This window comes from Flavobacterium enshiense (assembly GCF_040750275.1).
GTDB classification, from domain to species: Bacteria; Bacteroidota; Bacteroidia; order Flavobacteriales; family Flavobacteriaceae; genus Flavobacterium; species Flavobacterium enshiense_B.
In genome coordinates, this window is the sequence record NZ_JBDOCV010000004.1 from 500,109 (window position 1) to 522,005 (window position 21,897).

18 protein-coding genes and 2 tRNA genes are annotated in these 21,897 nt (G+C 33.6%); 10 read left to right on the plus strand and 10 right to left on the minus strand.

What is annotated here, in order from left to right; all coding sequences use genetic code 11:
• The first annotated feature begins 3 nt into the window (after positions 1-3).
• Genes ABGT15_RS09030 through ABGT15_RS09045 form a run of 4 tightly spaced genes read left to right on the plus strand, consistent with a single transcriptional unit; the run spans position 4 to position 5,834 of the window.
• Complete coding sequence (locus tag ABGT15_RS09030) at positions 4-1,614, plus strand: type I restriction-modification system subunit M (protein ID WP_367231083.1); 1,611 nt, start codon at positions 4-6, stop codon at positions 1,612-1,614.
• Between the two features lie 47 nt (positions 1,615-1,661).
• Positions 1,662-3,005: a restriction endonuclease subunit S gene (locus ABGT15_RS09035; RefSeq protein WP_367231084.1), complete on the plus strand. Its 1,344-nt coding sequence runs from the start codon at positions 1,662-1,664 to the stop codon at positions 3,003-3,005.
• Positions 3,002-4,768 carry a restriction system-associated AAA family ATPase gene (locus ABGT15_RS09040; RefSeq protein ID WP_367231085.1) on the plus strand — a complete coding sequence of 589 codons (1,767 nt, stop codon included), beginning with the start codon at positions 3,002-3,004 and terminating at the stop codon, positions 4,766-4,768. The genes ABGT15_RS09035 and ABGT15_RS09040 overlap by 4 nt, the downstream gene beginning before the upstream one ends.
• Positions 4,752-5,834: a hypothetical protein gene (locus ABGT15_RS09045; protein ID WP_367231086.1), complete on the plus strand. Its 1,083-nt coding sequence runs from the start codon at positions 4,752-4,754 to the stop codon at positions 5,832-5,834. The genes ABGT15_RS09040 and ABGT15_RS09045 overlap by 17 nt, the downstream gene beginning before the upstream one ends.
• Positions 5,835-5,869: 35 nt before the next feature.
• Here ABGT15_RS09045 and ABGT15_RS09050 read toward each other — a convergent pair whose 3' ends face one another.
• The 7 genes from ABGT15_RS09050 to ABGT15_RS09080 all read right to left on the minus strand — a co-directional run bounded on the left by ABGT15_RS09050 (position 5,870) and on the right by ABGT15_RS09080 (position 13,318).
• Positions 5,870-6,925: a DUF3871 family protein gene (locus tag ABGT15_RS09050; protein ID WP_367231087.1), complete on the minus strand. Its 1,056-nt coding sequence runs from the start codon at positions 6,923-6,925 to the stop codon at positions 5,870-5,872.
• Positions 6,903-7,769, minus strand: a complete 867-nt coding sequence (locus ABGT15_RS09055) for an AAA family ATPase (protein WP_367231088.1) — start codon at positions 7,767-7,769, stop codon at positions 6,903-6,905. The genes ABGT15_RS09050 and ABGT15_RS09055 overlap by 23 nt, the downstream gene beginning before the upstream one ends.
• A gap of 142 nt (positions 7,770-7,911) precedes the next feature.
• A complete protein-coding gene (locus tag ABGT15_RS09060) occupies positions 7,912-10,350 on the minus strand; it encodes a DEAD/DEAH box helicase (RefSeq protein ID WP_367231089.1) in 2,439 nt (812 codons plus the stop codon).
• Positions 10,351-10,398: 48 nt separating this feature from the next.
• Positions 10,399-11,613, minus strand: coding sequence for a site-specific integrase (locus ABGT15_RS09065; RefSeq protein ID WP_367231090.1), 1,215 nt, complete (start codon positions 11,611-11,613; stop codon positions 10,399-10,401).
• Positions 11,614-11,840: 227 nt separating this feature from the next.
• Positions 11,841-11,915 (minus strand) — tRNA-Val (locus tag ABGT15_RS09070).
• 36 nt (positions 11,916-11,951) lie between these two features.
• Positions 11,952-12,029, minus strand: a tRNA-Val gene (locus tag ABGT15_RS09075).
• Positions 12,030-12,103: 74 nt separating this feature from the next.
• Positions 12,104-13,318, minus strand: coding sequence for a bifunctional folylpolyglutamate synthase/dihydrofolate synthase (locus tag ABGT15_RS09080; protein WP_367231091.1), 1,215 nt, complete (start codon positions 13,316-13,318; stop codon positions 12,104-12,106).
• 138 nt (positions 13,319-13,456) lie between these two features.
• Between ABGT15_RS09080 and ABGT15_RS09085 the strand changes: the two genes are divergently transcribed.
• From ABGT15_RS09085 to ABGT15_RS09095, 3 genes are all read left to right on the plus strand, one after another.
• A complete protein-coding gene (locus tag ABGT15_RS09085; protein ID WP_367231092.1) occupies positions 13,457-14,170 on the plus strand; it encodes a MotA/TolQ/ExbB proton channel family protein in 714 nt (237 codons plus the stop codon).
• Complete coding sequence (locus tag ABGT15_RS09090; RefSeq protein WP_367231093.1) at positions 14,151-14,549, plus strand: ExbD/TolR family protein; 399 nt, start codon at positions 14,151-14,153, stop codon at positions 14,547-14,549. Before ABGT15_RS09085 ends, ABGT15_RS09090 begins: the two co-directional genes overlap by 20 nt.
• 145 nt (positions 14,550-14,694) lie before the next feature.
• Positions 14,695-15,588, plus strand: coding sequence for a hypothetical protein (locus tag ABGT15_RS09095; RefSeq protein WP_367231094.1), 894 nt, complete (start codon positions 14,695-14,697; stop codon positions 15,586-15,588).
• 99 nt (positions 15,589-15,687) lie between these two features.
• On the opposite strand, the gene ABGT15_RS09100 is transcribed toward ABGT15_RS09095, so the two are convergent.
• Both ABGT15_RS09100 and ABGT15_RS09105 read right to left on the minus strand, forming a co-directional pair.
• Positions 15,688-16,611 carry an energy transducer TonB gene (locus ABGT15_RS09100; RefSeq protein WP_367231095.1) on the minus strand — a complete coding sequence of 308 codons (924 nt, stop codon included), beginning with the start codon at positions 16,609-16,611 and terminating at the stop codon, positions 15,688-15,690.
• 76 nt (positions 16,612-16,687) lie between these two features.
• Positions 16,688-17,914 carry a Glu/Leu/Phe/Val dehydrogenase dimerization domain-containing protein gene (locus ABGT15_RS09105; RefSeq protein WP_367231096.1) on the minus strand — a complete coding sequence of 409 codons (1,227 nt, stop codon included), beginning with the start codon at positions 17,912-17,914 and terminating at the stop codon, positions 16,688-16,690.
• A gap of 163 nt (positions 17,915-18,077) precedes the next feature.
• Between ABGT15_RS09105 and ABGT15_RS09110 the strand changes: the two genes are divergently transcribed.
• Together ABGT15_RS09110 and ABGT15_RS09115 are read left to right on the plus strand one after the other, a co-directional pair.
• Complete coding sequence (locus ABGT15_RS09110; RefSeq protein ID WP_367231097.1) at positions 18,078-18,671, plus strand: TetR/AcrR family transcriptional regulator; 594 nt, start codon at positions 18,078-18,080, stop codon at positions 18,669-18,671.
• Positions 18,672-18,721: 50 nt separating this feature from the next.
• Positions 18,722-19,558: an alpha/beta hydrolase gene (locus tag ABGT15_RS09115; RefSeq protein WP_367231098.1), complete on the plus strand. Its 837-nt coding sequence runs from the start codon at positions 18,722-18,724 to the stop codon at positions 19,556-19,558.
• On the opposite strand, the gene ABGT15_RS09120 is transcribed toward ABGT15_RS09115, so the two are convergent.
• Entirely contained in the window at positions 19,536-20,621 is a 1,086-nt protein-coding gene (locus tag ABGT15_RS09120) for an anhydro-N-acetylmuramic acid kinase (protein ID WP_367231099.1), read from the minus strand. The two genes, ABGT15_RS09115 and ABGT15_RS09120, sit on opposite strands and share 23 nt — an antisense overlap.
• A 96-nt stretch (positions 20,622-20,717) precedes the next feature.
• Here ABGT15_RS09120 and ABGT15_RS09125 point away from each other — a divergent pair, with 96 nt between their 5' ends.
• Positions 20,718-21,857: an acyl-CoA dehydrogenase gene (locus tag ABGT15_RS09125; protein WP_367231100.1), complete on the plus strand. Its 1,140-nt coding sequence runs from the start codon at positions 20,718-20,720 to the stop codon at positions 21,855-21,857.
• The last annotated feature ends 40 nt before the right edge of the window (positions 21,858-21,897 follow it).

Consider the following 21,897-nt stretch of genomic DNA (forward strand, 5'->3'; position numbering starts at 1 on the left):
ATTATGCTACCTAACAATCCAATATTAAAATCATTAATTAATAGTCTTTGGAATGTGCTATGGGGTGGAGGAATTTCAAACCCTTTAACTGCAATAGAACAAATTACATATTTGTTATTCATGAAACGATTAGATGAAATTGAAAAACAAAGAGAAAATGAAACTAAAAAATATGTTTCTAAATTTTCAGGAAAGTATACTCCTGAATTTATACTAAATAAAACTGAATCAGAAAAAAAATCCAAAAAAGAAATTCAAAGGCTAAAATCTGAATTAAGATGGAGTTATTTTAAAGAAATAAAATCCAAGGAAGAATTATTAAAACATGTTCGACATAATGTATTCCCTTTTATTAAGACTTTAAATGGGGAAACTTCTCCTTTCACAAAGCATATGTCTAATGCAGTTTTTGTTATTGAAAAACCTTCATTATTATCTGAAGCAATTGAAAAAATTGATGATATTTTTATTGAAATTGAAAAAGATGCCAAAGATGGAGGGCATAACTTTCAAGATATTCAAGGAGATGTTTATGAAATGCTTTTAAGTGAAATAGCACAGGCAGGCAAAAATGGACAATTTAGAACTCCAAGACATATCATAAAATTGATGGCTGAATTAATTAAACCTAAATTAGGCGACAAAATTGTAGATCCAGCTTGTGGCACATCAGGTTTTCTATTAGGAGCTTATCAATATATACTAACTGATTTAACTAGAAAAAAATCAAGCATTCAGTTAGAAAAAGATGAAGATGGATTTGAAACAGGTTCATATTCATCCGTTTTAGATGAAAAAACAAAAGCTATTATTGATAAAAGTTTTTATGGGTTTGACATAGATATTACTATGGTTCGTTTAGGTTTAATGAACTTAATTATGCATGGAATAGATAATCCAAAAGTTGAATATAATGATTCTTTAAGTAAATCATATAATGAACTAAATTGTTATGACGTAGTCCTTGCTAATCCCCCATTTACTGGAAAATTAGATAAAGATGATTTAAATTCTAACCTAAGAGTTGATACCACATCTAGTGAATTGCTGTTCTTAGACAGAATATCATCTATGCTTAAAATTAAAGGTAAGGCAGCAGTTATCATCCCAGAAGGTGTTTTGTTTGGAAGTTCAAATGCACAAAAAAGAACAAGAGAAATCATATTAAAAGATAACAATTTAGAAGCAGTCATATCATTACCTAGTGGAACATTTAAGCCCTATACTGGAGTTAAAACAGCAATTTTAATGTTCACAAAAGTAAAGGAAAACAGCGAAGAATGGAATACGAAAAAAGTTTGGTTTTATGAACTTCAAAGTGATGGGTATTCATTAGATGACAACCGTAGAAGATTAAAAGATTTTCCTTTACCTGAAACAGTCATTGAATTTGATAATCGAAATAAGTCTAAAAAGACTGATAGAAAATCTCACTTTTATGTTCCAATTTCTGAAATCCAGGAAAATGATTTAGACTTGAGTTATAACCGCTACAAAGAATATGTATATGTAGAACAAACTTATGACCCTCCAAAAGAAATTTTGTCAAAATTAATTTTACTTGAGCAAGAGATTTTAAAAGACATGGAAGAGTTAAATAATTTGATAGGATGATAACACAAAAATTTAAATCCCTTTTTAAATATTTACCCAAGTCTAACTTGAATGCAAGTCAAGGAAGCAATGAAGGCTCATTTTTATTTTACACTTCGAGTTCAAAAGTTTCAAAGAGAACTGATAAGCCTCTGTTTTTCAAAGAAGCAATAATTTTTGGCAATGGAGGTTCTGCTAATATACATTACTCTAATGAGCCTTTCAGCACCACATCACACTGTATTGTTGCTACCCAAAAAGAAGAAAACATAAACATAAAATATGTATATTATTATTTATCAGGAAATCTTCATCTAATAGAAAGAGGCTTTAAAGGAGTTGGACTTAAGAATATTTCTCCAAAATATATTGAAAATTTAGATATACCAATTTTTCCAATTGAAACACAAAATAAAATTGTTTCAGTTTTAGATAAAGCAAATTCTATTATTAGTAAGAGAGGGAGAAGTTTAGAAATTTTAGAGCAATTCATAGTTGATTCTTTTTTAGAAATGTTTTCTGATCCAGTTTTAAATACAAAAAAATGGAAACTAAAACCTCTAAGTGAAGTTGTTCACAAAATTGATGCAGGTTGGAGTCCTGTTTGTGAAGAAACCCCTAGAGAAAGTTCAAATCAATTTGCAATTCTTAAACAAAGTGCTGTTTCAAAAAGAGTTTTTGATCCTTCACAAAATAAGTTGTTACCAGAGAATACTGTAATCAAAAAGAAAATACTTGCTCAAAAAAATGATGTTTTATTTTCCAGAAAAAACACTAAAGAAATGGTTGGTTCAACTGTTTATCTATTTGAAGATTATGAAAAATTATTATTACCAGACACAATATTTAATTTAAGATACAACTCAAATAAAATTTCTGGAGTTTATCTTTATTTTTTATTCAATGATAAAAACTTTCAAAAAAAAATACAGCAATTAAGGAGTGGTGCTGCTGATTCAATGTCAAATATTTCTCAAGATAAATTATATAAGCTCCAAATACCATTACCAGATATAAAACTTCAAAATAATTTTGAAAATATTGTACTGAATGTTAATGCAAAAAAACAGAAAATACAGAATTCCTTAAATGAATTAAATGGCTTGATAGGTTCAATAATGCAAAGAGCATTCAATGGACAATTAAATTTTAATGTTGATTTAGAATTAGAAGCATTAATTAATGAAATTGATTTACAAAAAAAGACTAATGATATTAAAGAAATAGCCGGAGATATTGCTTATTTACAAAGACTTATTGACAAATTAAACACCCAAGATTTCAGTGAAAAAATAATGTATGATAAAGCTAAACTTGTTGCTTTTCAATTAATGAATGAAAGTGAAGAGAAAAGGAGAGTTTCACAAGAATATGATGAGAAAACCAAAAGTATAAGATTATCATTATTATGAAGTTATTGAAATTTGAAATAGGAAAACTCCCAAAAGAAAAACAGTTTAGAAGTCTCCAGTCAGGTTTCAAAATTGAGTTTCACAAACTTTATGCAGATGATAAATCAAAGGAGTTGGATGAGGAAGGAATTTTAGCAATGGATTCATTCAATCCTTTTTGCTTGGCTGGTTTAAATGGAAGTGGTAAATCTAATGTTTTAGAAGCATTAGCTAATATTTTTTTTCATTTAGAATCTTGTGTAGCAAAATTCAAACCTAAAACTTTTCAAAAACATTTTAGAGCAGAAGAATGTAACCCAGATGCTTATACCTTAGAATATTTAATAGGACAGCATGATGGTAATCCTTACTCTTTGAGTTACTATGATAAAATAACAATTGTAAAAGAGGAAGGTAAAAGTCCTAAAATGTATAAGCAAGCCTATCCATTTTCAAAAAATGAAAAACCTCTTTCCATTTCTTTAAAACCAAGATATGACAAGCAATTTCCTGAAGCAGCAGAAGGTAAAAGTTATTTACCTGACATTGTTGTAGGCTATTCCTCTGGTGAAAATGAAATTTTAAGCCTTCCTTTTAGAAAAAGTCGTTTAATTAATTTTGACAAGTACAAAGAAGATTATAGAAAAAGATATTTATTTGAAGAGCCTGAAAACAGTTTAATTTATATCGATAATGAAATGAGTCAAGCTGTTCTTTTAGCTTGTCTTTTATATGAAGATAAAAAAACCCTAAAGCCATTAAGGAAAGAATTAGGAATTCTAAAGTTGAGAAGCTTCAGAATGACTTTGAACATAAATCCTTTATTTATTGACAATAAAACACTTGTACCAATTCTTCAGCACATTTCTGATAAAATTGAAATACTTAAAAAATGTGCAAGTTCATGGTTTCTCAGCAAGGATGGTGAAAAAGTAGATTTTCAGGAAAGTAATTCAATATTAACACTTGACTTTAAAGTAACTAAGGAAACAAAAGATTTGTTCAAAGAGCATTTCCCTACCTCTTTTGAGCTATTTAGGTTTTTTCAAGTTTTGTATGAATTAAACTCAAATATTGTTTCAGATGATATAAAGGAAGAAGTATATAAATCATCTGGTTTTTATACTGACTGGAAAATCCCTAAAAGTAGTCCAGGTCAAAATGTGTTCTATTTTGAAGATTACTACATTTTAAAATTGATAAATGGAGAAAAAAAACCTCTTCTTCTAAGAGAATTTTCAGATGGGGAACATCAATTTTTGCATACTATGGGTATCTGCTTGATGCTTAAAGAGAGAAGAAGCTTACTTCTTTTAGATGAGCCTGAAACCCATTTTAATCCTAGTTGGAGGGCTAAATTTATTAAAATACTAGAAGATAGTATAACAACTGGAAATAATAAGAATCATAATAAAAATTTTAATGTCCATGCATTAAAAGATATTTTATTGACTTCACATTCCCCATTTATAATTTCAGATTGCATGCCTGACAATGTAATATTTTTCAATAAAAATTTAGAAACAGAAACACTTGAAGCAAAAAAAGCTTCTCAATTAGGTTTTAAAACATATGGCTCTAGTGTTGATTATATTCTTAAAAATTTCTTCAAAACAAATCTTATATCTAATAAATCATTTGAAGAATTAAAGGATGTTATAGACAATGGTACACTTGAAGAATTAGAATTTGCAATAGAAAAATTTGGTGAGTCAAGTGCAAAACAATTTTTATATAAAAAAATATACGAAAAATTAGACTTAAAGGATGATAACTCAAATTGAAAAAACCAAAACTAGACTAAGTATCATTCAAAATATTCCTAAAAAGTTTTTTTCACTCATTGAAGAATCAGAAAACTTTGATGATCATCTTTTTCCAACTTGGTCAATCAATGTATTTGCTCCAACTGATTTAAGAAGCAAATTTGAAGAAGTATACAATGTTTATAAAGCAATAAACAATCCAAATTCTAGATCAAGAATTATTGAAGCATTTGAAAATACAAATAAAATTGAAGATTTATGCAGTAACAATTTAGACATATCAATGATTGTTCTTAATGATTTGCCTTTTTCAATAAGAGCATGTTTAGCTAGACTTTTTTCTTATTTGTATAAAACAGCCATTAATTATCATGGTTTTCAGACCTATGTGAATGATACACTAAAAAAAACAATAACAAGGTTCAAATTAAAAAATAAAATTGTGGTTTGTCCATTTTGTGGAATTGAAAGCTATATAAATAGTGGGGGACAGGCAAGGTTATCACTAGACCACTGGTTGTGTAGAGATTACTTTCCAATGGCATCTGTAAATTTAAATAATTTAGTTCCTATAGGGCAAAATTGCAATCAAAGACCTGCTAAAGGGAACAAAAATGTTCTAATAAATGAAAGTACTAATACAAGATTAAATACGTCATATTATCCTTATTCATCTCATAATGGTATTCAAGTTATTTTTAATTTTATTAATGAACCCAATGTTAATGGAATTACTGATAATGATTGGAGTTTAACAGTTGAGCCTATCAATCCTCTTGAATATGATATTTTTCAAAATTGGCATTCTATAATGAATATACATGTTAGATATAATGAATATTTCAGAGATGAAATATTTCCAATTTGGGAATCTGACTACAGAGAACATATAAATGACCACGATAATGATTTAACTCCAGCTCTTAATATTGTAGAACTTAAACATAACTTTAGGAATTGGAAATCTACATTTAAAATAAATGGAAGGCCAGGATCAATAATTTATAGAGCTTTTATTGATTACTTAATGGAAAGAGCTTCAGATGCATACCTAAATGGATTATTATATGCTTTAAATAATTAAACCCAACCTCCAATTAAAAAGAAGTTGGGTTATTTTCAACTCAAAAACCAATGGTAATCTCCATCACCAATTAGTGCTTTCTGAATGCCATGAGTAAAATCAAATGCATTCACATTCCTGTCAAGAAAAGTATCAATATAACTGCTTTTATTGGCTTGTGTAAAGAGGTTATACACATCCCAAAGGTTTATATCTCCTTGCTCATTTCTACTGAAGCTAACATCCTCATAATAATCCTTTGCTATGGTATTAATATGACCATCTGTAAAGTTCAGACTTGGGATTAGGGATTTTTCATTTTTTGGTAAATGTTGATATAGCCTTGCTCTACCAATCAGTTGAGCAAATTGATGTTCAGTTAATGAATGCTTTGAAAAATCCTTCATTTCCAACAAATGCTTTTCAGCATTGTAATTTTGAATAACAGCCAAAATCTTGGTTTGTAATTCCTGGTATGAAGTAACTCTCATATCATCTACAAAGCCATCACTCCAAACACATAGATTGCAACAAACCTTATTTTGAAAACCAATAAAAAACTTGAACTTTTCAAATGATTTTTTGTTGTACAGATTTTCCAAATTGTAACTTCTGACTCCACCAATTGTAAGAGCAATTTCATTACCATTAATGGAATCCACAATACCAGGAATCCTAATAATGAATGCCATTCTTTCAAAATATTGGGTTCTTTCATGGTCTAATAAATCAGCAACATTTTTATGAATTGCTTCTGGTGTTCTACCTTTTATCTGATGGCTCACTCTGATTTCTGGTTTATCAAAAATTTGGTTTGGGAATACCTTTGAAAGACAATCCTGAGCAATCTTTATAAATTCCTGATGAGCAATAGTTCTTTCATTATCCTTACTGAAAACAGGAATTACACAATCATTTTTCAGATTGTGTAAATTGATTTCCTGTGTATTGGCTTCAATGAATGGCTTATTTGGAAATGATGTTACAATTGGAGTAACAACATTTTCAGATTGTGAAATACCAGGAATTGTAAAGACATTATTTTGCTTTACAGGAAGTAATCTATGTGTGTCCTGGTTTACTTTGGGTTCAAGGATGTGCAGTGCTTCCATTTGTACTGAATGTTTTAGGGTTCAACAATAATTCTTTTGAGTTAATTGTATCTTTTTGGAGTTTGAAATCATATTCCAACAATTCTCTCCAATTGCTGTATTGGTTATAGAGTTGCTTCAATTCATCAAGGTTTTTTGTATTTTTTATTTTCTCCCTTGCATCTTGTAGATTAGTTCCACTATTGCACCATTCCAAAATCTTTTTACCTGTATAAGAGTTTATTACAAATTCTGGTTTACCCATGAATAAACCTGTTCTGTCTTTACTTGATACAGCAAAATGTTTTATATCAATATCAAAGACCAAAGTGAATTCATAATCTAAATCATTCCTTTGCACAGCTTTCAATCCAACTTTTTCAGGAATGAACTTTCCATCTTTCTGATTTAAAACATAATCCTGTTTGGTTCTCATTGTTGCAATAACATGAGCATCTGCCTGTAAAATCTTATCAATAAAAGCATTTTGCCTTGGTGTCACTTTTGCCCAATTAGTAAATGAGTTTCCTGCTAAAGAACTGTGATAGTCTAACAATTCTTCCCATGATTGAGAAATTGAATCAATAATGATAACTTCCATCCCTGCTTTCTCACAGACTTCAATTGCCTTAATATAATTTTCTGGTGTAAATGGTGGTTTTAATGATAGTACATTGTATTGCCCTAAATGAGCATACAAATCTGCACTCCCATTTTCACTGTCAATAACAGCTACTTTGCTAAAATCTCCATTGGTTAACCCTTGTGCAAGCAGTAAACTACTAAATGTTTTTCCTGAGCCTGCTGAACCTTGAAGAGCCATTTTAATTTTGGCTTTCTTCCTTTCTGATTGTCTTAGTTGCATAATTTTAATCTTAAATGGTTAATAGTTCTTTTAGATTCCTGGTATTTTTAAAACAAAAAAGCCAACCTCAAAATTGAGATTGGCCTTGAAAAAGTGCACAAATTTTCTTTTATATTATATAAGAAAAAGAAAATCTGTGCATTTACAGAATTGCTTCTGGTATTCTGTTGTATAAAAAATTTGTGGTTAAAGAATCTAAATTAATCCTCTCAACATCCTTATAATTGTTTATTCTTTTAATTTGTTTATACTTAGCATTTTTCCTAAAAAAATTAGCCACTAAAACATTATAAAAAGTCTCAACTTTCTTTTCTTTTTCAGCTTTTAGATAAGTATCCTTTAAAGTAGTTATATCTTCTTTAACTATCATATCAGTTTTTATCAAAAACTCTAGTTCCTCTGACATTTTGTCTTTTTTGAATTTTGCTTTAAAATCATCACATGGAGAAGTAGACAAAACTTTAGTTCCATTATAGTCTTTTATATCATACTCAATCAGATCAACATACTCAATCCATTTTTTATAATGTAGAATTTGTTTAGCGATTTCATCATCCAACATATAATCAAATCCATATTCTGTTTTTGTATATAAGGCCCCTTCCTTGTTAAACAATTCAACTCCAGAAAATTTCACACAAGATTGAAAGTATATTTTATTGAGAATCTTACCTAATTCCATGAAACTTATACTTTGCAATCCTTCCAAAGACCTTTCTTTTCCATGTTGAATTGTAAAATAAACCAAAGCCCTCTTAAAGTATTTAATTTGAGTACTATCTGCTCTTTCCTCATTAATATAAACTTCTTTATTCTCTAAAAAAGATAAAATCCACCTAAATATCTCATATTCAGAATAATAGTCAAAGTAAAACTCTTCTACATCTCCCTCAAAAGCTCCAACTCTTTTAAAAGCAAAATCACTATAAATTTCAAATGCTGCACCTAATACATTCCCATCCTCAATTAAAATCTTATTATCAACTAATATCTCATTCAAAGTACAGTTGAGAAATTGATTTGTTATAGCTCCAAAAAATGTATATGTTGCTAAATCCCCACCAAAAAAGTTTTTGGTTAAAAATCTTTCCCCTTTTTCTAATATAAACCTCTCTTTTGAAGGATAATCTAAAGTATTCATACCTGATCTATCTACACTTTCAATATTGCGAGTAGCTAATATGTTTAACTTTTCTAATGTATCATATGCTTTAAGCAGCAATTCGTTTTGTAAATTAACATTTGAATATTCAACCTTTATATCACTTGCATACTTCTTAAATATATCAACAATATTATCATTAATCTTCTGACTATATGGAAGTGATTTTTCATTTATTTTATATGGTGTAGGCATAACAATATAAATTTCACCAGCCTCTCTTTGCCTTGCTAAAGTTTGAATTAAAGAATTTAGACCTGAAGAAAAAACACCTTTATTGTTAATAAAGTTATTTTGAAGTCTTTTTGGCAAAACAACAATTAAGGTATGGCAATTTTTAGTAATATTAACACCTGTAGTAAAATTTGTTCCTACATTATTCAAATCATTACTATACTTCTTATTTGATTTCTTTGCAAAATCAAAAACATCACTATAACATAAATTTAATTCATTTTTTATTGAATGGAGAAGTCCATTAGTATCTAACAATTGCTTTGCCTGCTTTTTAGAATATAGAATTACATCAAAAGCTTTCTTTTCATCAATAAGTTTATTAACAAGTTTTTTCAAATAAGAGTTCTTTGATATAGGCTTGTAATCATTAAAAATAAGACTGAGTTTACTTTGTCTATTGACATTTTTAACTCTCTCTGATTCTACTATACTTATTTTTCTATTAGTGAATTCTGACAGATATTTTACAACTTGTTTTGAAGCTTCATTGAAAGTTGCACTAATTATGAAAATTTTAAAAATTAACCCTTGAAAACTCCATAACTTATAAATATACTCTTCTTTAAAATTTTGAATTCCATCATGTATTTCATCAAAAACAACAACTATCTTTTTATTATTTTGTGTACAAAAAAAAGATAATTCAGAAAAGTATTTGACCCTTTCTTTGGATTGAAAAATTGATTCATCACCAGAATTACCTAGTAACGCATTAATTGTCATAACATGAACTTTAAAATCAGAAATTTTTGAATTATCTGAATTAACAAGATTATCATCAATGCCTTGTTTATTAAGGAAGCTATATTCTTTGATTTTTTGAATATTGAATACTTCATTAGGACTAATCCCCCTATTTATACAATCTTTCTCATACTGTTCAATAAGATTATTATAAGGAACAGCAATAACAACAATGTATTCATCTGATTTTGAGTAATCAACTACTTTCTCAATAATAGCTTTTGACTTTCCTTGACCAACACCTGCATTAATAACTACTGTATTGTTAATACTAAACTCACTATCTAGGATAGGCAATAATTCTTCACTAATATAGCCTTCTTTATTAGGCCTAATCTTAGTTATTGAAGATTCATAAAGATTAGAATCAAAATCATCAGGGCTGATTTTTTTAAATTCAATTGGGATGTCTATTAGTTCAAAATCTATTGCACTCATAATATAAAATTAGCTATGCTGTAAAAATAGAACAACACAGCTAATTTCTTATTTCTTTCTATCAAGTTTCTTACTTAATTTCATCATGTGTTCACTAACTTTAACCTTAACCACTTTTCCATAATGAGCCTGAGTAACACTCATTTCAGAATGTCCTAATAATTCAGAGACAATCTCCATAGGCACATCATTATAAAGTAGTACTGTAGTTGCAAAAGTTTTTCTAGCAAGATGATGGGTTAGATTTTTTTTAATACCCACTATTTCAGCTATTTCTTTGAGGTAGGAGTTAAACTTCTGGTTTGAAATTACTGGCAATAGCTTTTCAGAATCATCTTCATATTTATTGAGTATCTCTTTGGCTTTTTTCAGAATAGGAATAGATACTTCTTTGTTAGTTTTCTTTCTGACAATTTTAATCCATTCAAAACCATCAAACCCAATTTCAATATGCTTTCTTTCTAAACTACTCATTTCATTATAAGCCAATCCAGTATAACAGCAGAATACAAACATATCTTTTACATTTTCTAATCTGCTTTGTGAGAATGTATGATTAGCTAATGTTTCTAATTCCTTTGGAGTCAAAAAAACAACTTCTTTTTTAGGTTTAGGATTCTTATGAAGCATAAAAGGGTCTTTAAAAATATAATCTTTTGCTACAGCAAACTTCACAATCTGTCTAAACCTTTGGATAGTTTTATAAATTGTATGATGCTTAAACTTCTTTTCTGCCTTTAGGTAGAATTCAAATTCTGTTATAAAGTTTCCTTTCAGTTGCTTCAACATATAATCATTCTTCTTGAATTTATACCAAATGAAAGATTGCAGATGTTTCTTGGTTTGATAAAACTTTGCAACAGAAACCTTTGTAGTTTCAATGCCTATCAGCTTTTCCTGGTTTTTTATATGTTCATCAAAAACTTCCAAAATTGACTTATCAATATTTAGTTTGATACCTGCATATTGATTATAAACATCATCAGCACTAAACACATTTCCTTGAACTTGTAGAAATAAAAAAGCCTGATTAATTTTAGTTTTAATCAGGCTCAATTGGGTATTAATAAACTTATTATCATCATTTAATGGCTTAGCTATTTGGGTTTTATTGTTCCATTTATCAGCTTCTACAAACAATCCTGTTGAGAAAACTTTCCTTTTGTTATACAATGTAATCCTACATCTGATAGGGGCTAAACCCTGTTTATTTGTCTTTACTCTACTGATTAAAAACAAAATATATAAATCGTTAACATTCATGATTTTAGGTGTTTGAATTTAGGGTGTACCTGAGAAAAACATGGGTGTACCCAGGGTATGCCTTTGAGGTAAAAAAATGGGTGTACCTGAAAAGGTGATTTTTAATTAAAAAGTATGCCTTTTTGAGAAAATTGAAAGAGTTCTATGAAGTATGCAAAAACTCTGTAAAGCCCAGTAAATACAAGGCATAAAAAAACCCTATACATTTGTATAAGGTGTCTTTTTTGTGGGCGATGAGGGGTTCGAACCCCCGACCCCCTCGGTGTAAACGAGGTGCTCTGAACCAGCTGAGCTAATCGCCCAATAATTTTTTTATTATCAGTAAGTAGTGATAAAAGTGGTGGGCGATGAGGGGTTCGAACCCCCGACCCCCTCGGTGTAAACGAGGTGCTCTGAACCAGCTGAGCTAATCGCCCTTTTATCGACAACAACGTTTTTCCGTCATTGTGGGTGCAAATATAAAGGTTATTTTCACTTCTACAAAATTATTTTACACAATTTCTGCCACTACAAACGTACTGCCACCGATATAAATGAAATCATCCCCGACAGAGACACTTAGGGCAGCCTTATAAGCTTCTGAAACTGAATTATATACTCCCCCAATCAAACCAAACTCTACTGCTTTTTGCTGTAATTTTTTTTCATCTAAGCCACGCGGCACATTCGGCTTACAGAAAAAATACTTAGCCTCTTTTGGAAATAACGGCAAAATATCATCCAAATCTTTATCATTCACCACACCTAAAACAAAATGTAATCGCTCAAATTTTTCATTTTGAATCTGATTCAGCACAATTTTCAATCCATGACTATTGTGTGCGGTATCACAAATCACCTTCGGATTCGAACCAAGCTGCTGCCAACGCCCTAACAAACCGGTATTTTCAACCACTTTCAACAAGCCGTTTTTAAGATTATCATCTGAAATTTCAAAATCAGCCCTCAACACCTCAATTGTTTGTACCACCGTCTTCTTGTTGTGAACCTGATAATCTCCTAACAAACCGCAAGGGTAATCCTGAGTTATCAAATCAGAAGCAAAATAAATTTCTGATTGACACTCTTCCGCTTTTGCCGTAAAAACCGGTCTGGTTTGCTCTGTATATTCTCCAATTACAACAGGAACAGCTGATTTAATAATACCCGCTTTTTCTCCCGCAATGGTCTCCAAAGTAGTTCCCAAAAACTGAGTATGATCAAAACCGATATTGGTAATTACCGAAACCAAAGGCTGTATAATATTAGTAGAATCCAAACGACCACCCATCCCAACTTCAATCACAGCTACATCTACCTTTTCTTTGGCAAAATAATCGAAAGCCAAACCCACCGTCATCTCAAAAAAACTTAACTGACGTTCTTTAAAGAAGGATTTGTTTGTTTCGATAAAATCCACCACAAAATCTTCCGAAATCATTTGGCCGTTAATCTTAATCCGCTCCCGGAAATCCTTCAGATGTGGAGACGTATACAAACCAACTTTATAACCAGCCTCCTGTAATACAGAAGCAATCATGGACGATGTCGAACCTTTCCCGTTCGTTCCTGCCACATGCACACAGCGAACCAATCGCTCAGGATTACCCAAATGCGCGGCCAGTGAAATCGTGTTGGTTAAATCTTTTTTATAGGCAGATGCCCCTTGTTGTTGATACATGGGTAATTGGGCAAACATCCACTCTAAAGTTTCGGCATAGGTCATTTTGGAATACTATTTGCTGTTAAAATCTGTACCCGTAAAATAAATAATCTTTTTTTTAGTTTATTAGGGTATAGAAATTTATCTTTATTGCAAAATTGAGATTATTTTTAAAATAAATTATAGCTATCATTCGAATTTATGACTGGATTTTTTTTACAAGTACAAAATGACACAATTAGCCAAGCTGCAGGCGCAGTAGTAGAGGGTGTGGTAAAAGACAACGAAATCTCCGTATTGGAATTCATCTTAAAAGGCGGAATCTTTTTAATCCCGATTGCCTTACTGCTTTTCTACACGATTTACATCATCATCGAACGCTACATGTACATCAAAAAGGCAACCAAAACCGATCCGCATTTAATGAAAGACATTCGTACTCATTTAAATGCAGGAAATATCGACATGGCTATTTCTGCGGCGGAACGTGACGGTGCTGCATCCGCGATTGTAATCAAAGAAGGCATCCAGACTATTGGCCGTCCGATTTCGGAAATCGAATCCAACATGGAGAAAGCCGCCAATATTGAAATCGGTGAAATGGAAAAGAAACTGGGTGTATTAGGTTTAGTGGCGGGTATTGCTCCAACCCTTGGCTTCATCGGAACCATTTCCGGAGTAATCAAGATTTTCTACAGCATTTCGGTTACGGAAAACATCAGTATCGGAAACATTTCCGGCGGACTGTACGAGAAAATGATCAGTAGTGGTGCGGGCCTTGTGGTGGGTATTATCGCGTATTCGGCGTACCACTTGTACAATAGCATGATCGATAACTACTCGCTCAACATGCAAAGACACGTATTGGAATTCGTTAACATAATACAGCGACCAAATGCCGATAAAACGAAATAAACGATTTCATGCAGAAGTCGCCACCAGTTCGTTGAGCGACATTATGTTCTTCCTGCTTTTGTTCTTCTTGATTATCTCGACTTTAGCCAATCCGAACGTGATTAAAATGACGTTACCTAAATCGAAAAACAACGAAAAAACTAACAAGCAGCTAATCAGCTTGTCCGTAACGGAAGAAAAACGATTTTATCTAGACAAACAGGAAGTACCTTTTGATCAATTGGAGCAGGAATTACTAAACAAAATCGGTGACAATAAAGAACAGGCCGTAGTGGTTCGTATTCCGTACAATTTACAAGTACAGGATCTGGTAGACGTATTGCAGATTGGTGTAAAAAACAACCTGAAATTTGTAATAGCCACAAGTGCTTCAAAGTAATATTTTAAGGAGCTTATTCCCGCTATACGCTCTATCTTTTATAAAAAATCCCATTCTGAAAGAACGGGATTTTTTATAAAAGGATGCCGCTGCTATCGGGGCTAAAATTTCACTTTTAACAGAACCATCATTAAAAGCAACGAAAATGAAAAGACTTTTCTTTTTAACCATCGCCTTAGTCTCAACTATTGCATTTAGTCAGGAAAATGATGATTTTGCAAAACGCCTTAAAGCCATCAACAACAAAACAATTGTTTTTTACAACACAGACGGAGTTGATTTTTCAAAACAAGCCTTCAGCAACGAATTCTCCGAAAAAGGACTGAAAAAACTATACCGAAAGTATGACATCAAAGACAGTGATGCTAAAACAAAAGACGAAACGTTGCGTCATAACAATATCTACATTACTAAAACAGAAAATGTCGCGGAGAACATCAATCAGATAAGCTCTTACTACTTTATAGAAAACAAAAACAAAACGATAACCGTTATTTGGTTCGGTTATTATAACGCATTGGACAAAGCCTTTGAAAGAAAATATGTCAATCGGATTGTAAACGATCAAATCCCAAAAGAAGTTTTTGAACCCATGATCATTGAAAGCATCGATTTTGCCGGAAGAAAAATTGAACTGGGAAATAGTTGCTATTGGACTAATATCAATACGGTGCAATGCCCTTATTACGGAGAAATGAATTGGTCAGTTCACAAAACGCTTGAAAGCGCGAAAAACGCCATCCACAATCAATTTACTGTTACCAAAAGCAAAAAGGGCGGGAAAGTGCTTTCCGAAGAAGAGGTTGACGTACTGTTTGAAGGCACGGAAACCAAAGCCAAGAAAGTTGTTTATGATTTCACCGGAGTAAAATCGGTACTGGCCGGCATGTCGGGCGGAAAAACACTAACCATCTATTATGTAGCGTGTAACGTCAGGGATAACTACGTTAGCTGTTGCATGAGTTTCTGGAACAATGACACCCTTACCGAAAACGGATTAACCCCCTTACTAGAAAAAGTAATGCAACTAAAAAAATAAAGACCACGGCGAAAAAATCTTAAACTGCAAAACGATACCAAACAAAAAGAGTCAACCAAACCGATTGACTCTTTTTTATTCCTACTTCTTTATTTTTGCTTAATTCAAACTAAAGGTATAAATAATTTTTCCCACCTGACGTTCCGGAGCATCCTCACTCGCCTGCCATTTGGTGTTCATCGCGGCAATTCGCGCCTGATCCAACAAACATTTGGCCGTATTGGTCGTTCCTTTGATTCCCGGTGTAGCTGCAATGGTTTTACCGTTTTTATCTACGGAAACCTCGACCACTACCCGGCCTTCTTCGTTACAATTGTAGTTTGGCGCGGGTTTTGAAAGTGCTTTTCGGTTTCCTAACGAATACCCTGAACCGTTTCCGGTTCCTACACCGCTTCCGTTTCCACCGCCAGAACCACTTCCACTACCAGGACCGGTTCCTGTTCCGTTGCCAGTTCCGTTCCCACCGCCTGTTCCTCCACCGGATCCGCCGCTACCATAATAACCGTTTGAAGCTAAATCACCGTTGGATTTCCCTTTGTTACCGGCTTGGTTGTCATCACCGTCACCGCCTTTTTTGGAACCGTTCATTAAATTCGCCAACGCATCATTGGTGTTTTTAGAAACGGTTGGTTTTTTAACCTCAACAGGTTTCGGGTCGGTCTTCACGACTGGTTTCGTTTTTACCGGATTTGGATTTTTCGGAATCACCACTGCGTTGTCTTCCGGAGTATCACTGGAAATGACATCTTCCTCAGGTGCAGTTTCCGTCACCGCCTGTTTCACATCATTCTTCACATTCAGCACTTCACTCTGAAAATTATCACCCATTCCGACATCACTGTCTCCGAAATTGATGGTCACGCCTCCGCCACCACCTCCGCCACCTAACATAGCTAAAGTTTCCGGATTGGTGGGCGGCCAAAATCGGATAAAAAACAAAAGCAGCAGTAAAAAGGCGTAAATCACTACCGTAATCAGGAATGACTTTCTTTTTTCTGCTGCTGATATATCAAACTGTTCCATATTCGTACTCTTACTCAAACATTAATAACGAAAATACGTTTTTTTTGTTATGTTCTAAGAGCTAAATATACAAGAATTATACCAATTGTTTCAAAGCAATTTCAAAGGCTCTTGCACTGATGTTTTTCTTGTCAGAACTTACATCATAAGTTTTTTGGATTGCCGCTTTAATAATATCGGAAGTATCATTAAAAATTGCCTCGTCGGTCATCGCTACTTTTTTCTCCATGAAGTACGCAAAAACACGTGCCATACCACAGTTGGAAATAAAGTCTGGAATCAAGCTCACTTTGCTGTCAACTTCTTCCATAATTGGTCCGAAGAAAATTTCTTTATCGGCAAACGGAACATTCGCACCACAAGAAATCACTTCCAATCCTGCTGCCACCATGCTGTCCACTTGTGCTTTAGTCACTAATCTTGAAGCCGCGCACGGTGCAAAAATCTCCGCTCCAACTGACCAGATTTTTTCGTTGATTTCCGCAAACGGTATCATATTGTCAGCCACTAAGGTATTTCCGTTTTTGTTACGGAACAACGCTGTAATTTCTTCGAATGTAAATCCGTTTTCGTTGATAACACCACCGTCTCTATCGATGATCCCAACAACTTTCGCTCCCATTTCTGCTAAATAAAAGGCAGCTGCCGAACCTACATTACCGAAACCTTGTACAATCGCTTTTTTCCCTTGTACATTTCCGCCATAAATATCATAAAAGTGACGAACGGCTTGTGCCACACCGTAACCGGTAATCATATCGGCAACGGTATATTTTTTACTTAGGTCCGGAGAAAAAGTAGTGTTTTCAATCACTTTTACCACACCTTGACGCAATTGTCCGATACGGTTGATTTTGTCTGCTTCCGTTGGCTTGAAGTGTCCGTTAAAAACACCTTCCTGCGGATGCCAAACACCACATGCTTCCGTCATCGGGATTACTTCATGGATTTCATCTACATTTAAATCTCCACCGGTTCCGTAGTAACTTTTCAATAAAGGAGAAACCGCTTTATACCAACGTTGCAACACGTCTTTTTTTCTTGGGTCGTTCGGATCAAAATTGATTCCTGATTTAGCACCACCAATAGCAGGCCCTGAAACTGAAAATTTCACTTCCATCGTTTTTGCCAATGAAAGCACTTCGTTCATATCCAAACCTTTACGCATACGCGTTCCGCCACCGGCTGCTCCACCACGCAATGAGTTGATCACCGTCCATCCTTCCGCATCCGTTTCCGCATCTTTCCAATGGAATACAACTTCAGGTTCTTTATTTTCGAATTTCTTAAGTAAATCTTTCATATTTGATCGGTTTATTTTTATTGGTTGCAAACCATCTTTTTTACGGCAATTTCACCTGCCAAAAAAAGTGATTTTTCGATATGCAAATTTAGCTTATTCGAACAATCGAAAAAGAAATTTTACTTTTTTTTTGTCATTTTGATACCGATTGGTATCTTTGCATATGCGATCCTCAGAAATTACAAAAGCAAAAGTGCTTAAAGAAGCGACCACTCTTTTCAACACAAAAGGGTACAAATCCACGTCATTAAGCGATATCACTGATGCCACAGGTTTAACCAAAGGCGCAATCTACAGACATTTCGAGAATAAAGAGACACTGGAAATCGAAGCTTTTCAAAAAATAATGCAATCCATTTTTATTGAATTAAGTAAGAAAATTAGCTTAGAAAACAACACGCGTGACAAGCTGTTTTGTGTCCTAAATTTGTTCCAAAGTTACATCACGGATCCGTTTATTGTCGGTGGTTGTCCGCTGCTAAATGTTGCCGTTGAAGTAGATGACACCAACATGGAATTGAAGCAAAAAGCACAGCAGGCTTTAGCCGTTTTTCGTCATTCGATAGAGAAGATTATCATCAACGGAAAAACTCACAAACAAGTTCGAAATCTAGTCAATGAAAAATTGGTAGCAACCGTCTTAATTTCAACGCTTGAAGGCGGCATTATGATGAGTAAACTTCAAAATTCAAACGCCGATATCGAGATCGTGGTGAACCATTTAAAAAACTGGATCGTTTCCGACATTTTACTCTAAAAAAATTTAATCATTTTGATACCGATTGGTATCTTAAAAGAAAAAATATCATGAATTTTAAACGAATTTTACAAAAATCGACGGGTATTTACTTCAATTTTCTGTCAATTACGCACCCAAAAAAGCTAAGAAAGGATGGTTTTCTGCTTTTTTGCAATCCCTTTGCCCGAAAACTGAAACCGCATCAATTGGAGTTTTTACAAAAAGGCCTATCGGATACATTTACTGTAGAAAACTACAGCATTCAAACCTATAAATGGGGTAAGGGCAACAAAAAAATATTACTCGTCCATGGTTGGGCCAGTCACTCGTTCCGCTGGAAAAACTATATTGAACATTTGGTCAAAAATGATTTTACGGTGTATGCCTTAGACGCGCCTGCTCATGGCTTATCTTCCGGAAAATCGATCCATGTGGTCTTATATGCAAAAGTAATCAACGCTTTTTTAGAACTGCATTCGGATATCACAACAATTATTGGCCACTCTATTGGCGGCTTTGCAACGACCTATTTTTTAGATCATTATAAAGAAAACACCATCAAAAAAGTAGTCATTATGGGCGCTCCGGGAGAAGCTAAAGAGTTTTTCGACTTTTACAAACAAACCTTAGGCTTGAGCACAAAATCGGTTACCTTAATAATCGATGAGTTTGAGAAACAATTAGGAAAGCAACCAAGTTATTTCTCGAGTGCAAAGTTCGCGGAGAGCATTAGCATTCCGGCCTTAATCGTACACGACAAAAATGATCTGGCCACGAATCCTGCACATTCCGTCCGATTAAACAAACATTGGAAAAACAGCCAATTGATCCTTACAGAAGGTTTGGGGCACGATTTAAAAAGCAAAGAGTTACTAAAAGAGGTTACTGCGTTTGTGGTGAATTAAACTCATAAACCACCCCGGAACTATGATCTTGTTTTGCGCCGGTTACACTAGCCAAAGCATTCACTTCATTTCTAAGTTTCAGGACACCTAATAAAGCAAAAATCAGCGCTTCTTTAAATTCGATGGTTTTGGCTTCCGGAATTACAATTTGCATTTTCGGAAGATACACTCGCATTTGTTCGATCAGAAAATCATTGTAAGCGCCACCGCCCGTAACCAAAAGACTTCCGTTTTTTACAGGCAAAGCGCTTGCAATCTGATAGGCAACATGTTCGGTAAAAGTTCGAAGCTTGTCTTCAATGGAAATCTGATGCTTTTCGATTAGCGGAAGTACAATGGTCTTCACAAATTCAAAACCTAACGATTTCGGATAGCTTTTTTGATAAAATTCCAACGCATTCAGTTCAGACAACAATTCCTCAGAAATCGTTCCGCTCTTGGAAATTGTTCCTTTATTGTCGTATTTCAGACCTAATGCATCGGCATAAAAATTCAAGACTGTGTTTACAGGGGAAATATCAAATGCAATTCGGTTGCCGTTTTCTTCAAAAGAGATGTTAGAAAAGCCTCCGAGATTCAGGCAATAATCGTATTTCGAAAACAAAATCCTATCGCCAATCGGCACTAAAGGAGCGCCTTGCCCTCCCAATTGCACATCTTGTACCCTAAAGTCACAAACCACATTCTCTCCTATCAGCTCGGATATTTTTGAAAGATTCCCGATTTGCAATGTGAAGCCGTTTTGCGGTTGATGCAAAATAGTATGTCCGTGAGAACAAACTACATCTAAATGTTGAATATGGTGTTTCTGTATAAAAGCAGTAATGATTCCGGCTAGCAATTCGGTATATGATTCGTTAAGTTTCGTTAATTCATCCTTTGAAAAATCGATAGCACTTTTCAGGAGGTTTACCCATTCCTCTGAATAACTAACGGTTTCACTTTCAAAAATTTGAAAAGCCCAATTACCTTGATCTACTGTAAAACGAATGTGTGCCAAATCAACGCCGTCCAGCGAAGTGCCCGACATTACTCCCACTACGTTATAGGTCTTATTTTGCATGGGTTAAAATTAGACAATCCTATTGAAAATATGATAATTATGGCCTATATTTGGAAACTTTTTTAAAGGACTTACAAACAAAACACTGAAAATAAAATGAATTTTAATTTAAGCGAAGAACAGTTGATGATTCAGCAGGCGGCGAGAGATTTTGCTCAGACTGAATTGTTACCAGGTGTAATTGAAAGAGACGAACACTCTAAATTCCCTACAGAACAAGTAAAGAAAATGGCAGAACTTGGTTTCTTAGGGATGATGGTAGATCCAAAATACGGAGGTGCCGGATTAGACAGTGTTTCTTATGTGCTGGCGATGGAAGAAATTGCAAAAGTAGATGCGTCTGCAGCTGTAATTATGTCGGTTAATAATTCATTAGTTTGTGCTGGTTTAGAAAAATATGGTTCTGAAGAGCAAAAAGTAAAATATTTAACGCCACTTGCAAAAGGTGATGTTATTGGTGCTTTCTGTTTATCTGAGCCGGAAGCGGGTTCTGATGCTACTTCGCAAAGAACCACTGCAATTGATATGGGCGATCATTATTTAGTAAACGGAACTAAAAACTGGATTACCAATGGTGGAACAGCTTCTACTTATTTAGTTATTGCTCAAACGGATGCTTCAAAAGGTCATAAAGGAATTAACGTTCTTATTGTTGAAAAAGGAATGCCAGGTTTTGAAATCGGACCAAAAGAAAAGAAAATGGGTATTCGTGGTTCTGACACCCATACCTTATTATTTAACGATGTAAAAGTTCCTAAAGAAAACAGAATCGGAGCGGATGGTTTCGGATTTGCTTTCGCGATGTCAACTTTAAATGGAGGAAGAATCGGAATTGCTTCTCAAGCTTTAGGTATTGCTCAAGGTTCTTATGAGTTAGCGTTGAAATATGCTCAAGAGCGTGTGGCTTTTGGAAAACCAATTTTCCAACACCAGGCCATTGCTTTCAAATTAGCAGATATGCACGTAAAAACTACAGCTGCACGATTGTTAATTCACAAAGCAGCTTCTGAAAAAGATAATGGAGAAGATATTGCACATTCCGGAGCGATGGCAAAATTATATGCTTCTGAAATTGCTTTAGAAGTGGCTAATGATGCCGTTCAAATTCACGGAGGTAACGGATACGTAAGCGAGTACCATGTAGAACGTATGATGCGTGATGCAAAAATTACCCAGATTTACGAAGGAACTTCTGAAATTCAGAGAATTGTAATCTCAAGAGGATTAGTTAAGTAACCCTAAACACTTAACAAATAAGAAGAGGCTGGTTAGAAAT